This window comes from Nocardioides sp. NPDC059952 (assembly GCF_042730435.1).
Lineage (GTDB): Bacteria > Actinomycetota > Actinomycetes > Propionibacteriales > Nocardioidaceae > Nocardioides.
Genome location: NZ_JBHWLY010000002.1, coordinates 95,543 through 108,315 on the forward strand (window position 1 = coordinate 95,543; position 12,773 = coordinate 108,315).

The 12,773-nt window shown below is 69.9% G+C and carries 15 protein-coding genes; 13 read left to right on the plus strand and 2 right to left on the minus strand.

Translation table 11 applies throughout. The features are described from left to right. The first annotated feature begins 38 nt into the window (after nucleotides 1-38). The 9 genes from ACFV9G_RS01410 to ACFV9G_RS01450 all read left to right on the plus strand — a co-directional run bounded on the left by ACFV9G_RS01410 (nucleotide 39) and on the right by ACFV9G_RS01450 (nucleotide 7,982). Entirely contained in the window at nucleotides 39-749 is a 711-nt protein-coding gene (locus tag ACFV9G_RS01410) for a creatininase family protein (RefSeq protein ID WP_378724218.1), read from the plus strand. 211 nt (nucleotides 750-960) lie between these two features. Next, nucleotides 961-2,034, plus strand: a complete 1,074-nt coding sequence (locus ACFV9G_RS01415) for a class I SAM-dependent methyltransferase (RefSeq protein WP_378724220.1) — start codon at nucleotides 961-963, stop codon at nucleotides 2,032-2,034. A gap of 77 nt (nucleotides 2,035-2,111) precedes the next feature. Then, a complete protein-coding gene (locus tag ACFV9G_RS01420) occupies nucleotides 2,112-2,804 on the plus strand; it encodes a class E sortase (RefSeq protein ID WP_378724222.1) in 693 nt (230 codons plus the stop codon). A gap of 81 nt (nucleotides 2,805-2,885) precedes the next feature. Continuing rightward, nucleotides 2,886-5,528: a LuxR C-terminal-related transcriptional regulator gene (locus ACFV9G_RS01425; protein ID WP_378724224.1), complete on the plus strand. Its 2,643-nt coding sequence runs from the start codon at nucleotides 2,886-2,888 to the stop codon at nucleotides 5,526-5,528. Between the two features lie 120 nt (nucleotides 5,529-5,648). After that, nucleotides 5,649-6,335 (plus strand): hypothetical protein, encoded by a 687-nt coding sequence (locus tag ACFV9G_RS01430; protein WP_378724226.1) that lies wholly within the window; start codon nucleotides 5,649-5,651, stop codon nucleotides 6,333-6,335. After that, a complete protein-coding gene (locus tag ACFV9G_RS01435; protein ID WP_378724228.1) occupies nucleotides 6,332-6,937 on the plus strand; it encodes a DUF2306 domain-containing protein in 606 nt (201 codons plus the stop codon). Before ACFV9G_RS01430 ends, ACFV9G_RS01435 begins: the two co-directional genes overlap by 4 nt. Nucleotides 6,938-6,939: 2 nt before the next feature. Beyond that, nucleotides 6,940-7,158: a hypothetical protein gene (locus ACFV9G_RS01440; protein WP_378724230.1), complete on the plus strand. Its 219-nt coding sequence runs from the start codon at nucleotides 6,940-6,942 to the stop codon at nucleotides 7,156-7,158. 75 nt (nucleotides 7,159-7,233) lie between these two features. Next, a complete protein-coding gene (locus ACFV9G_RS01445) occupies nucleotides 7,234-7,446 on the plus strand; it encodes a hypothetical protein (protein ID WP_378724232.1) in 213 nt (70 codons plus the stop codon). Nucleotides 7,447-7,634: 188 nt separating this feature from the next. Beyond that, the gene (locus ACFV9G_RS01450) at nucleotides 7,635-7,982 is read left to right on the plus strand and encodes a hypothetical protein (RefSeq protein ID WP_378724234.1); all 348 of its coding nucleotides are present in this window, start codon (nucleotides 7,635-7,637) and stop codon (nucleotides 7,980-7,982) included. A gap of 91 nt (nucleotides 7,983-8,073) precedes the next feature. Here ACFV9G_RS01450 and ACFV9G_RS01455 read toward each other — a convergent pair whose 3' ends face one another. Next, the gene (locus tag ACFV9G_RS01455) at nucleotides 8,074-8,694 is read right to left on the minus strand and encodes a hypothetical protein (RefSeq protein ID WP_378724236.1); all 621 of its coding nucleotides are present in this window, start codon (nucleotides 8,692-8,694) and stop codon (nucleotides 8,074-8,076) included. A gap of 136 nt (nucleotides 8,695-8,830) precedes the next feature. Continuing rightward, on the minus strand, nucleotides 8,831-9,034 hold the full coding sequence (locus ACFV9G_RS01460; RefSeq protein ID WP_378724238.1) for a hypothetical protein: 204 nt from the start codon (nucleotides 9,032-9,034) through the stop codon (nucleotides 8,831-8,833). Between the two features lie 171 nt (nucleotides 9,035-9,205). Here ACFV9G_RS01460 and ACFV9G_RS01465 point away from each other — a divergent pair, with 171 nt between their 5' ends. The 4 genes from ACFV9G_RS01465 to ACFV9G_RS01480 all read left to right on the plus strand — a co-directional run bounded on the left by ACFV9G_RS01465 (nucleotide 9,206) and on the right by ACFV9G_RS01480 (nucleotide 12,688). Next, on the plus strand, nucleotides 9,206-9,850 hold the full coding sequence (locus ACFV9G_RS01465; RefSeq protein WP_378724240.1) for a TetR/AcrR family transcriptional regulator: 645 nt from the start codon (nucleotides 9,206-9,208) through the stop codon (nucleotides 9,848-9,850). After that, nucleotides 9,847-11,082: an NADH:flavin oxidoreductase/NADH oxidase family protein gene (locus tag ACFV9G_RS01470; RefSeq protein WP_378724242.1), complete on the plus strand. Its 1,236-nt coding sequence runs from the start codon at nucleotides 9,847-9,849 to the stop codon at nucleotides 11,080-11,082. The genes ACFV9G_RS01465 and ACFV9G_RS01470 overlap by 4 nt, the downstream gene beginning before the upstream one ends. An 18-nt stretch (nucleotides 11,083-11,100) precedes the next feature. Then, the gene (locus ACFV9G_RS01475) at nucleotides 11,101-11,760 is read left to right on the plus strand and encodes an enoyl-CoA hydratase-related protein (RefSeq protein ID WP_378724243.1); all 660 of its coding nucleotides are present in this window, start codon (nucleotides 11,101-11,103) and stop codon (nucleotides 11,758-11,760) included. A gap of 103 nt (nucleotides 11,761-11,863) precedes the next feature. Next, complete coding sequence (locus ACFV9G_RS01480; protein WP_378724244.1) at nucleotides 11,864-12,688, plus strand: amidohydrolase family protein; 825 nt, start codon at nucleotides 11,864-11,866, stop codon at nucleotides 12,686-12,688. Nucleotides 12,689-12,773 lie beyond the last annotated feature (85 nt).

A 12,773-nucleotide genomic window follows, 5' to 3' on the forward strand; every position in this document is an offset into this window, starting at 1 on the left:
CTCAGAGCAACCACGGCATGGAAGGCGCGAGTGCTCCGATGACGAGCCCCGACGTGATCTCTACCGAGGCCAGCCCCGATGTTGCGGCGCGAGGCAGCAAGATCGCGGTGCTCCCGATCGGTAGCTTCGAGCAGCACGGTGACATCCTGCCGTTGTCGACCGACACCATCGTCGCGACCCAGATCGCCTCCATGGTCGCCCGCGCCTACGACCTTTGGCTGCTACCCCCGATAACCGTTTCCTGCTCCCAGGAGCACGCTGACTGGGCAGGCACCCTCAGCATCCCCGCCGCCACCCTTATCCGGTTGGTCGAAGACATCGTCGCCTCAGCCCGCGCGCAAGGCGCTGAGCACGTCGTGCTCATCAACGGGCACGGCGGCAACTACGTCCTGCAGAACATCGTCCAAGAAGCCAGTGGCCTCTCCATCTTCCCTGGTAGCAGCGGCTGGACCGCTGCGCGCGAGGCTGCTGGCCTGGAGACGAACGCTCACGACGACATGCACGCCGGAGAGCTCGAGGTCAGCATCCTGCTGCACTGCGCCCCGGGGCTTGTCGGCTCAAACTTCAAGCACCGGGATCATCTGTCCGGCAGCCGTCCCCACCTGCTTACCCACGGCCTGCGTCCATACACTGAAACAGGCATTGTTGGCAGCCCTTCGTTGGCAAGCGCAGAGAAGGGCGCGGCACTCTTGGACGTACTGGCGACGCTCTTCAATGTCCATCTCAGCGGCGTTCGAGGGTCGATGTAAGCCTGGGGCGCCAGCTGATGGGCGATGGTGGGAGTGCGTACTGTCATCAAGCTGGCGGGTGACCGTGCACGACACCGAGTGCATCGCGGCCAGTGCTTCGTTGCGTCACCCAACGTGAGCATCGCATCGGAAGTCGACGGGTCGTACCTCAAACAAAGTAACGACCGAACAAGGATGCGCAGGCGCATGGGGCCGGGCCGATGGTGGAGCGATGGATGCATCGCAGCAGACGGCGGATGAGGTTGCCGAGCGTCTCTTCGGCTCGCTCCTCGGAACGGTCGAGATCGTCTCGGTCTTCATGGGGGACCGGCTGGGCTGGTATCGCTCCCTGGCGGATGAGGGGCCGGCGAGTGCGGGCGAGCTGGCGGGGCGTACGGGGACGCAGGTTAGGTACGCACGGGAGTGGCTCGAGCAGCAGGCGGTGGCGGGGCTGTTGGTGGTCGAGGCCGACGGCGGTCCTGACGATCGGCGGTTTGCCATCCCGGCCAGCACGGCGGAGGTGATGACGGACTCGAGCAGCTTGGCTTATCTGGTGCCCATCGCGCGGATGTTCGGGGCGGTCGGGCCGGCGTTGCCTCGGCTGCTGGAGGCGTACCGGAACGGGGGTGGGGTCAGCTGGGACGAGCTCGGGAATGACGCTCGGGAGTCGCAGGCGGACGCCAACCGGCCCTGGTATGAGAAGCAGCTCGGGCCGGCGCTGGCCGGTGTGCCGGGTGTCCATGAGGCACTCTCCGCGGAAGGGTGCCGGATTCTCGACGTGGGCAGTGGTGGGGGATGGTCGAGCATCGCCCTGGCTCGCGCGTACCCCAAGGCCACCGTGCTCGGGATCGACATCGACCGGCCGTCGGTCGAGATGGCCATCGCGAACGCCCGGGAGGCAGGTGTCGAGGACCGGGTGCGGTTCCTGTGCCAGGACGCGGCCACCCTTCAGGCGGGGACGGTCGACGTGGCGTTCGCGTTCGAGTGCGTGCACGACATGCCGCGGCCGGTCGAGGTGCTCAGTGCGGTCCGGTCGACGCTCGTGCCCGGCGGGTCGCTGGTGGTGATGGACGAGGCGGTGGCGGACAGCTTCGCGCCGAACGGCGACGACCTGGAGCGGATCATGTACGGGTTCAGCCTCTTCGTGTGCCTGCCGGACGGCCTCTCGTCGCCGCCGAGCGTCGGGACCGGGACGGTGATGCGGCCGTCGACGCTGCAGGGGTACGGCGAGGCGGCGGGGTTCAGCGGGTTCGAGGTGCTCCCAATCGAGGAGTTCGGGTTCTGGCGGTTCTACCGGCTGTTCTGATCCCGTCCGAGCAGGCCGGGGTTGGCGCTGCGGCGTACGGTGGGTGCCGAAACCAGCAGCTCGCCCGAGGCGGCGCCATGAAGTTCACATCGTTCCGGGCCGTCGCCACGGTCCTCGGCGCTCTCGCGCTCGGCGGGTGCGGCACAGAATCGCCCACGGTGAAGAGCACGCCGACACCCTCTGGTGCCCCGTCGGTCACGGCACCCCCGACCCCCGCGCCCTCACCGACCGTCACCGAGACACCGCCGCTGTCGTCCGAGGGCCGCCCGATGCGCGGCGAGCTGTCCATCCCCGAGATCGGCGTCAGCGACCTGGAGGTCGTGCCCTACCGCGGCTGGACCGACGATGCCCCGGGCACCGAGATCCAGAACGGCGGCGTCGCGGCCAGTCCGTACGGCCCTCGCGGCGGCACCGGGCCGGGCGGGATCGGCAACTACCAGGTGACCGCCCACCGGCTCTCGTCCACGCAGGCGTTCCTCAGGCTGCCCGAGCTCCGGCGAGGGGACCGGGTCTCCGTGCGCACCGAGGAGGCGACGTACGTCTATCGCATCACCGGCACGCGGGAGACCTCGTTCCGCTCGGAGGCGTCGCTGCGGGCGCAGCGTGCGCCGGTCCCCGGCAAGCCAGGGGAGGAGCCCACCCGTGCGATGATCACGCTGTCGACCTGCGCCACGCCCGAGGATCACGCGGCCGGCAACTACTGGTCCGACGAGTTCGACAACCCCGAGCACCGCATCGACAAGATCGGCGTCCTCGTCGCCGTGCGATGAGACGCAGCCGCTGTCCCCGACATGTGGGAGGTCGTGGCTCGCGCCGGACACGTTGCGGCGTCGGCTTCGTACGCTGAAGCGGTGGTGCTGTTGGACACCAGGCTGCGGCTGCCTGTGGCGCGGCGGGAGCTCGTCGCCCGGGAGCGGCTGCTCGGGCGGATGCCGTCGGGAGGGGAGCGGCTGCCGCGGCTCGTGCTCATCTCCGCGCCTGCGGGGTTCGGCAAGACGACGCTGCTGACGCAGTGGGCCAACCGGTGGCAGGGGAGTGCGGCGGGAGCGGTTCGACGGGTGGCCTGGGTGTCGCTGAACGTCGGCGACGGCGACGCGCGGGCCTTCCTGGAGAGCCTGGTGGCGGCGGTGCGGGTGGCCGTCGACCTGGAGGCCGATGAACGTACGCCGGTCGGGTCGGTGCTGGTGAGCCTGGTCAACGCGATCGACGGGCTCGGAGGGGAGCTCGTGATCGCGTTGGACGACTATCACGTCATCGAGTCGGCCGAGGTGCATGCCGCGGTCACGTTCCTGCTGGACAACCTCCCGGCGAACGCAGCGATCGCGATGACCACCCGGGCCGACCCGCCACTCCCGATCGCCAGGCTGCGCGCCCGTGGCGAGCTGCTCGAGCTCCGGGCCGTCGATCTGCGGTTCACCCAGGAGGAGGCGAACGCGTTCCTCATCGACGTGATGGGTCTCGACATCGGTGCGGATCACGTGGCGTCGCTGGGCGAGCGCACCGAAGGGTGGGTCACCGGGATCCAGCTCGCGGCGGTCGCGTTGCGGGCGGGCGCTGACGTAGCCCGATTCGTCGAACGCTTCGCCGGCACACACCGCTTCGTGCTCGACTATCTCGTCGAGGAGGTCCTGGACCGGCAGAACGAGCAGGTGAGTCGGTTCCTGCTCGACACCTCGATCCTGGACCGGCTGACCGGGCCGTTGTGCGACGCGTTGACGGGCCGGCAGGACGGGCGCCGGATGCTCGAGGAGCTCGAAAGCGCCAATCTGTTCGTGGTCCCGCTCGACGAGGACCGGCGTTGGTATCGATATCACCAGCTCTTCGCCGATGCGCTCCGAGCGCGGCTCGCGGCTGAGGACCCGGACCGATCCCGGGCAGTTCACGCCGCGGCGGCTCGCTGGCACGAAGTGAACCAGCGTCCGCAGGACGCGGTCCAGCACGCGGTCGCTGCCCAGGACTTCGAGTACGCCGCGGACCTGGTCGAACAGGCGCTGCCGGAGGCGTCCCGTCGACGCCAGGACCGCCTCATTCTCCAATGGCTGCGAGGGCTGCCGGACCGCCTCGTCCGGCAGCGCCCGGTGCTGAACGTGACCGCCGCGTGGGGCCGGCTCGGCGCGGGCGACGTGGCCGAGGCAGGCAAGCGCTTGGACGAGGCCGCACGCGTGCTGGCGGAGATGCCTGAGGACCGGACGAGCGGACGTGACGACCTGAGGCAGCTGCCGATGACGATCGCGATGTACCGTGCCGCGATCGCCCAAGCTCGCGGCGACCCTCCGGAGGTCGCTGTCCAGGCGCGGACCATGCTGGACCTCGCCGGTCCCGACGACCATCTCGTCCGTGGCGCGGGATCCGGCTTCCTCGCACTCTCCGCGTGGGCCGAGGGTGACATCGACTCCGCCCGGGACACCTTCACCCAGGCCGTACGCAGCCTCCACTCCGCCGGCAACCTCGCCGACGAGCTCGGCGGGACGGTGGTCCTCGCCGAGCTCGCGCTCGCGCAGGGGAGTCCCGTCGAGGCCGAGCGGCTCTACGAGCGGGCGCTGGCCACGGCTCGCGAGCATCCCGACGTCGCGCTCCCCGTGACCGGTGACCTGCACGTCGGCCTCGCCGGCGTGCTCTGCGAGCGTGGCGATCTGACGGGGGCGACCGCCCATCTGTGTACCGCGCGAGAGCTCGGCGACGTCGCCTCGATCCCGGAGAACCGGCACCGCTGGTACGTCGCGATGGCCGCGCTCCGCCGCGCCGAGGGGGACCTCGAGGCAGCCGCCGCCCATCTGGACCACGCCCGCCTGCTCTATCTGCCCGGGTTCTTCCCGGAGACCCGCCCGTTGCCGGCTCTGCGTGCCCGCATCGACATTCTCCGCGGCCGGCTGGACCTCGCGGAGGGATGGACTCGAGAGACCCGTCCCACCGGTGACGGCGGCTATCTCGACGAGTGCAACCAGCTGACCCTCGCCCGGCTCCTGATCGCGACCCACCCGGCAGCGACCGCGCTCGACCTGCTCGGCCGTCTCCGCCCCGACGCCGAGCGACAAGGCAGGGGCGGCAGCCTCATCGAGATCGACATGCTCCAGGCGCTCGCCCACCACGCCGAGGGTGCCCTGGACGCGGCGATGCCGCCGCTCACCGGAGCGCTGGAGTCCGGGGTGCCCGCCGGGTACGTCCGGATCTTCCTCGACGAGGGGGAGGCGATGGCAGCGCTCCTCGCCCTCGCGCAGCGCCGCTCGCCGGCAACGGCCGCGATCGCCGCTCTGCGGACCAGCGAGGCCGAGGGGCCGAAGGCAGCCGCCGAGATACTCCCCGAGCCCCTCAGCGACCGAGAGCTGGAGGTGCTGAGGCTGCTCGCGACGGAGCTGACCGGTCCCGAGATCGCTCGCCGGCTGTTCGTCTCCGTCAACACCCTGCGCACCCACACCCGGCACATCTTCACCAAGCTCGACGTCACCACACGCGCGCGGGCCGTACGCCGGGCCCGCGATCTGGGCCTCGTGTGAACGCCGAGGGCGAATCACCAACCCGGTCACATCATCGTGTGATGCCCGGTCATCAGGTCGGTTCCTAACGTCCGAAGGACATCGCCGGACAACCGCCCGGCCACGCGAGAGGAGCTCGTCATGACCCACCGCACTACCCCGACACCCCAGAGCCTCACCCGAGCCGCCGGCGTCGCCGCGACCGCAGCGGGCTTGATCTTCATCGGCGTACAGCTCAACCACCCGCACCTCGACGTCACCTCGATCGCCACGACCGAGGTCGTCGTTCGGAGCTCGCTGAAGGTGCTGATGTGCGCACTGGCACTGGCCGGGTTCACCGGCATGCACCTCAGCCAGATCCGCCGCAACGGCCTCCTCGGACTCGTCGGCTACACGCTGATCAGCGCTGGCTACCTGCTCGTCCTCGCCACGACCCTGGCCTCGGCGTACGTCCTGCCCCACGTCGTCTCCAGCGACCCCGGCTTCGTCGAGGACTTCATCGCCGCGGCCACCGGCGGCAGCCCCAGTGGCGACCTCGGTGCGCTCGGTGTCGTCCTCCAGCTCCAGGGATTCGCCTACCTCGGTGGCGGCCTGCTGTTCGGGATCGCGCTGTTCCGCGCCGGCGTGCTCGCCCGCTGGGCCACGCTCCTGCTCGCCATCGGCGGGCTGGTCTCGGCACTGCTGACGGTGATGCCCGACGCGTTCTACCGACTGCTCGCCTTTCCCAACGGAATCGCGATGATCGGCCTCGGACTGTCCCTGTGGGCGTCTGCACGCCTGGTGACCACGCGGCCGGCCGAAGGCGCGCGGACCGCGGGTGCGCGATGAGGACCTGGCCGGTCCCTGCGGCCATGCTCGCGCTGGTCGCGTTCCCGCTCGTCGCCGGCACGCTCCGCCTCGTCGAGCTGGCGGGCGGGCCGGTCGTCCTCCCGCAGAACCCTCGTGTCGACGCCTCGCCGGCACCGGTCATCGTCCACGTGCTCGCCGCCGCGACCTACGCCGTGACCGGGGCCTTCCAGTTCCCTGCCCGGATACGCCGGGCTCATCCAGCCTGGCACCGCCGCACCGGCCGGGTCCTCGTCGTCGCGGGTCTCGCGGTCGCCGGCTCCGGCCTGTGGATGACCCTCTTCTACGCCGGCGCGCCCGGCGGTGGCCTGCTGTGGGCGGTGCGGATCGTGGTCAGCACCGCCATGGGGGCCGCGCTGGTCCTCGGCTTCGCCGCCATCCGGCGACGCGACATCCCCACGCATCGAGCCTGGATGATCCGGGCGTACGCCCTCGCCCTCGGCGCCGGCAGCCAGGTCTTCACCCAGGGAGTCGGCGAGGCCGTCTTCGGCACCGGCGAGCTCAGCACCGCGCTGTCGATCAGCGCGGGCTGGGTCCTCAACCTCGCCGTCGCCGAGTGGATCGTTCGCAGGTCGAGGCGGTGACCATGTCTGCGCCGCTCGACTACGAGGTCAGGATCGCCACCCATCTGGACGAGCACTGGGCCACCTCGCTCGGTTGTTCTGTGCTCATCCACGAGCCTGACGGCACGACCACGCTTCGGTGCCGGGTCCAGGACCAGTCCGAGCTGCACGGCCTGCTCGGCCGGATCCGCGACCTCGGTATCGACCTCATCTCGGTGCGACGCGACGCTCGACACATTTGAAATCGTCTCTCTAGAGCATTCGCTGCGTGGCGAGCGGTCCATCCCCGAGACAGGCGTGAACGACCTGGAGGCCGCGTGCTCTACCGCGGCTGGACCGACGACGCGCCCGGGACCGAGATCCAGAACGGTGGCGTCGCGGCCGGTCCGCACAACTACTGGTCCGACGGGTTCGACAACCCCGAGCACCGTATCGACAAGATCGGGGTCCTGGTCGGCATCAGGCGACTCGCAGCCCGACTCCCAGACCGTGAGGTCTACGTCCAAATTTCAGCACCCAGCCAGCGATGATCTGCTGAGATGAGCGGGTGACGCGCAGATTGAGGTGGCGGCGACACTTGGGGCTGCGGAGCAAGCGCCCAAGCGCTCGTGCAGCCTGGGCGGGAGGAGTCGTCGCGGCTGGCCTGCTCGCGTTGTATGTCCCTGCGTGGGCGGAGGTCGCGTGGGGCGAGCGAGTTGAGCGAGCCGAGGTTGTTGGCGTGGAGACGCTCCCTGCTGGACAGAGCAACGCGTGCACGACCGTTGAGGTAGGCGGTTCGGGCCAGCCGGAGGTCGAGCGTCATCCGAAGTACGAGATCACCTGGCGGTCGGTGAAAACGCCTGTCGGGCAGCCGGCAGTGTTCACCGGGCACTCGTGCGACCGTTACGAGATGGGCGAAGAGCGCAGCGTCATCCGCGGTGCGAGTCATCGCGTGACAATGGTCAACTGGCTCAACGCCAATGTGTACCGTGTCGCGTCGCTCTGTCTTCTTGGCGGTGCGTTGGTCGGCATCGTCGTCTTCATCGCGCTCCCTCGTGTCGGCAGCGACCAAGGTGCCGTGATCTGATCGCGTCATGGTCGACGGACGGGGCGTGGCGGCACTGGCCGCGACGCGCAATAGCCGGCTCCGCCAGATGGAGGATGCCAGACGATGAGGGTCAGCGGCTCTCGTCGATGGAGGCCGCCTGGTGGAAGCCTTCCCAGAGCCAGCCACCGGCCAGCGAGAGGCACTCCTCGGCGGTCACCCGGAGCAGCGTGGTGTCGCCGGCGAGGGCTGCGGCCAAGCCTGCGTCGAGGCGGGAAACCCAGGAGGTCCCGGCCTCGGTGTCGAGGGAGATGAGCTCGCGCATCAGCCACTTCCCGCCACCGCGCCAGCAGCCGTTGACGTCGAGGACCATTTCGGCCGTACGTCGCCACGTCTCGACGGCGACCGCGGTGCCCTCGGGGCCTGGGGCGGCGCCCTGCATGTCGTCGAGGAGATCGCTTAGTGCATACCGAGCGCGTGCCAGCGTCTCGGCCGGCAGGGGAGCGGGGCCGGCTTGGAGCACCTCTTCGCAGTAGCGACGTACGGCGGCTCCGCCGTCGCCGGGAAGAAGAGGTACGCCTCGAGCGACGAGTCGTGCCATCGTCGGTTTGCGCTCGGCCAGATCCTGGCTGACGAAGTGGCGGATGCTCGCCTCGGTGTGCACGAAGAGCTCCACCGGCCAGCCCCGATGACGCAGCGACTCGCGGTGGACCGTCGCGGTCGCGTCGAGCACGGTGATGTCGAGGTCCGACATCGGCGTCGCCCCGCCCAGGACGACCGACCCGCCTAACCACGCCTGCTGCGCTCTGGGAAACCACTCGCGGACCAAGTCCTCGGCGGCAGACACAGGGTCTGGCCGGTTCGTCACGGACGTGCTCATGAAGCGATGCTCAAATCCGGTGCGGGTCCTGCCCGGCTTCCTTCACGATGCGATCTCCGACCTCGAGCTCCTTCCACAGAGCGCGGTCGACGCGGACCTTCTGGGTCTGGCCGGACTCCGTACGGATCTTCACGCGGCGGTAGAGATTCGAACCGTCCAGCATCGCTCGTGACTTCTTGACGACCGTTCCGTCCCAAGACTCGTCGTGGCTCACGAATGTTCTCCTCGTTGCTCGTCATCGCCGACAGGAATTCGAGTACACCAGCCGGAGGGGACGGCGATGCGTCGCCGCGCCGTTCCCGCGGCGGCGCCACTTTGCCGTTGTGACGCCGGACACAGCGCCGAACCGTTGATCTAGAGCATTCGCTCTATTTAGATTGTTCGCATGTCCCGGCAGCGGCTCCACACGCTCGACGATCTGCTCGATGTCGCCGAGCAGATTGTGACCAGCGGCGACCCGTCGGGGCTGACGCTGCGGTCGCTGGCTGCTGCGGCGGGGGCGTCGAACGGGACGATCTACCACGCGTTCGGGTCGAAGGACGTGCTGCTCGCGCGGCTGTGGCTGCGGTCCTGGTGCCGGCTGGGCGACCTGATGGCGGAGTCGATGGGGCAGGGGGCCACCGGTGAGGACGCCGTCGTCGCGGTGGCGCTGACCCCCGTCGAGTTCGTACGCCGCTTCCCGGCCAGCGCTCGGCTCTTCTTCGCCCAGCGCCGTGACCAGCTCTTCTCCGCCGACCTTCCACCCGAGATCGAGACCGAGCTGGCCACCGTGCAGGAGAAGTTCGTCGAGGTGCTGATCACCCTGGCGCGTGGCGTGTGGGACCGCGGTGACCGGGTCGCGGTGGAGGCGATCGCGGTCTGCGTGGTCGACCTGCCCGGCGGGATCCTGCGCCGCTGCATCCTCGAGGACCGCGAGGCCGACGAGGCCACCGCCGCCCGGCTCGAGGCCGCGGTCCGCGCCATCCTCACGGTCCCGCTCGAGCCGCGTCAGGCCAAGGCATCACCGCATACAACGAGGAGCAACCCGTGACCCGAGACCAGTCGATCCTGGCGCAGCCGCTGGAGCTGCCGAACGGGTTCGTGATCCCGAACCGGCTCGCCAAGGCCGCCCTCAGCGAGGGCCTGGGGCGCCGCGACTTCACCCCGGGAAGCCGGATCAAGAACCTCTACCGGCGCTGGGCCGAGAGCGGCGTCGGGCTCTCGATCACCGGCAACGTGATGGTCGACCGCACCGCGATCGGCGAGCCGGGCAACGTCGTGGTCGAGGACGATCGCCACGTCGAGGACCTGGCCGAGTGGGCGCAGATCGCCAAAGCAGGCGGCTCGAAGGTCTGGGTCCAGATCAACCACCCGGGCCGGCAGACGCCGCGTACGCTCACCGCTCATCCGGTGGCGCCCTCGGCGATCGCGGTGCCCGGCACGGGCGGTCTCTTCGCGGAGCCCCGGGAGCTGACGAACGGCGAGATCGAGGACCTGATCCAGCGCTTCGCGACCACGGCGAAGGTCGTGACCGGGGCGGGCTTCGACGGCGTACAGATCCATGGTGCGCACGGCTATCTGATCAGCCAGTTCCTCTCGCCGCTCTCCAACCAGCGCACCGACGCCTGGGGCGGCACCCCGGAGAAGCGGCGGCGCTTCGTGATCGAGGTGCTCCGCGCGATCCGTGCGGAAGTCGGACAACAGACACCCGTCGCGATCAAGCTCAACTCCGCCGACTTCCAGAAGGGTGGCTTCGACGAGGAGGAGTCGCTCGAGGTGGTCCATGCGCTCGCCGAGGAGGGCCTGGACCTGCTGGAGATCTCCGGCGGCACCTACACCTCGGCGGCGATGCTCGGCGTGGACCCGTCACTGAAGGCGAGCACTCGGAGGCGGGAGGCGTACTTCCTCTCCTACGCCGAACGCGTCCGCGCCGAGCTCCCGACGCTGCCGCTGATGCTCACCGGCGGGTTCCGGACGGCCGGCGGGATGGTCGACGCCGTCGAGTCCGGTGCCGTCGACCTCGTCGGCCTGGGAAGGCCGCTCACCGTGCAGCCCGACTTCCCGGCGCAACTGCTGGCCGGCCGCGCCGACGAGAGCGTCGTCAACCCGCGGCGCAGCGGCATCCGGATGCTCGACAGCCTCACCGAGCTGACCTACTACAGCGTCCAGATGTGGCGGATGGCCAAGGGCAAGGAGCCGGCGCCCGACCGGCACGCGGCGCTCAACGTGACCCAGTACCTCCTCAACAACGGCCTCGAGAGCCTGCGCTCCCCGCGCGGCTGACCCTGAAAGGACACCCCAATGACAGCGACCCTCACCCAGCGAGACGGCGTGTACGTCCTCGACATCGGCGACACCGAGAACCGGTTCAGCCCCGACTGGATGACCTCGGTGAACGAGGCCCTCGACCAGGTCGTGGCAGCGCCCGCGCCGCTGGTCGTGGCCGCGACCGGCAAGTTCTACTCCAACGGGCTCGACCTCGACTGGCTCGGGCAGAACGCCGACCAGTTCGAGCCGTACGTCGCCCAGGTGCAAGCCCTGCTCGCCCGCCTCCTGGTCCTCCCGGTGCCGACGGCGACGGCGATCAACGGGCACGCCTTCGGTGCCGGCGCGATGCTCGCGATGACCCTCGACTGGCGGATCATGCGCGAGGACCGCGGCTTCTTCTGCTTCCCCGAGGTCGACATCCAGATCCCGTTCACCCCCGGCATGGCCGCCCTGATCCAGGCCAAGCTCACCCCGCGCGCGGCGACCGACTCGATGACCACCGGCCGCCGCTTCCCCGGCCCCGACGCGCTCGCCGCCGGCATCGTCGACGGCACGGCACCTGAGGCCGAGCTCCTCGAGCAGGCGATCGCACGCGTCGCCCCTCTCGCGGGCAAGCCGGCCGAGACGCTCGGCAAGATCAAGTCGACGATGTACGCCACCGCGGTCGCCGCCCTCCTGGGTGAGGGCGCCTGACCGACCGCCCCGCGACCCGCGTTACCTCGAACTTACGAGCTGACGCGCACTCCGTATTCCAGGCGTAACCAGCCAGAAACGCCTGGCCCAAAGGCTTGATCCCATGACCAAGCCCCTCCGCGACGCGCACCGCCACATCGGCCGGCTGCCGGCGTACCCCTTCTACGGGGGTCCGGCGATCAATGCCGATGTGACCGCGCGCGCCACTGTGAAGGAGCTGGTCGCCGACCTCGACGCCGACAGGATCGAGCGGGCGCTCGTGCTGCCGAACTACGGCGTGCCCGACCCCGACGCCGCCTTCGGCCTCAACCACCTGGCCATCGAGGCCGCCCAGAGCGACGACCGGATCCGGTGCGGCCTGTGGGTCTCCCCGAAGCCGGGCGACTCCGCCCGCAACGACGCGGCCCTGGCCCTTGCCGGCGAGGAGGGCGTGGCGGCGCTCAAGACCAGCTTCCTGCTCGGCGGCCACCCCACCGACCCCGACTGCCTCGAGCAGCTCGACAAGGTCTTCGCGGCCGCCCGGGAGCACGACCTGACCGTGCACGTGCACACCTCGCCCGGTGCCGCCTCGGACGTCGACCAGATCGGCACGCTCGTGGAGCGCTATGCCCGCGACGTACGTCTCCATCTCGTGCATCTCGGCGGCGGGATGAGCGGCCACATGAAGCTGATCGGCGGCCGCCTCTTCGACTGGATCGAGGCGGGGATGCAGGTCTACACCGACACCAGCTGGGCGATCGGCTTCGCGCCTGCCTGGCTGGTGCAGGAGATCGAGCGCCGCGGCGTCGGGCACGACCGCATCCTCTTCGCCACCGACGCGCCCTGGGGCGACTTCGCCGGTGAGCACGCGCGGCTGGCCGCCGCGGCCGGCGACGGCGAGCTCGCCGATGCCTTCTTCCACCACAACTTCTCAGCCCTCTACGGCTGAGACCGGCGGCTCCGCCGCCGGCCACTCGTCAAGGACGACGAGCCCGCTCCCATCCCGCATCGCCCATCCGACCTCTCTGGAGACC

Coding starts and splice junctions, on each gene's coding strand:
- ACFV9G_RS01410 (WP_378724218.1), top strand. CDS start 39: ATGACGAGCCCCGACGTGATCTCTACCGAGGCCAGCCCCGATGTTGCG.
- ACFV9G_RS01415 (WP_378724220.1), top strand. CDS start 961: ATGGATGCATCGCAGCAGACGGCGGATGAGGTTGCCGAGCGTCTCTTC.
- ACFV9G_RS01420 (WP_378724222.1), top strand. CDS start 2,112: ATGAAGTTCACATCGTTCCGGGCCGTCGCCACGGTCCTCGGCGCTCTC.
- ACFV9G_RS01430 (WP_378724226.1), top strand. CDS start 5,649: ATGACCCACCGCACTACCCCGACACCCCAGAGCCTCACCCGAGCCGCC.
- ACFV9G_RS01435 (WP_378724228.1), top strand. CDS start 6,332: ATGAGGACCTGGCCGGTCCCTGCGGCCATGCTCGCGCTGGTCGCGTTC.
- ACFV9G_RS01440 (WP_378724230.1), top strand. CDS start 6,940: ATGTCTGCGCCGCTCGACTACGAGGTCAGGATCGCCACCCATCTGGAC.
- ACFV9G_RS01455 (WP_378724236.1), bottom strand. CDS start 8,694: ATGTCGGACCTCGACATCACCGTGCTCGACGCGACCGCGACGGTCCAC.
- ACFV9G_RS01465 (WP_378724240.1), top strand. CDS start 9,206: ATGTCCCGGCAGCGGCTCCACACGCTCGACGATCTGCTCGATGTCGCC.
- ACFV9G_RS01475 (WP_378724243.1), top strand. CDS start 11,101: ATGACAGCGACCCTCACCCAGCGAGACGGCGTGTACGTCCTCGACATC.
- ACFV9G_RS01480 (WP_378724244.1), top strand. CDS start 11,864: ATGACCAAGCCCCTCCGCGACGCGCACCGCCACATCGGCCGGCTGCCG.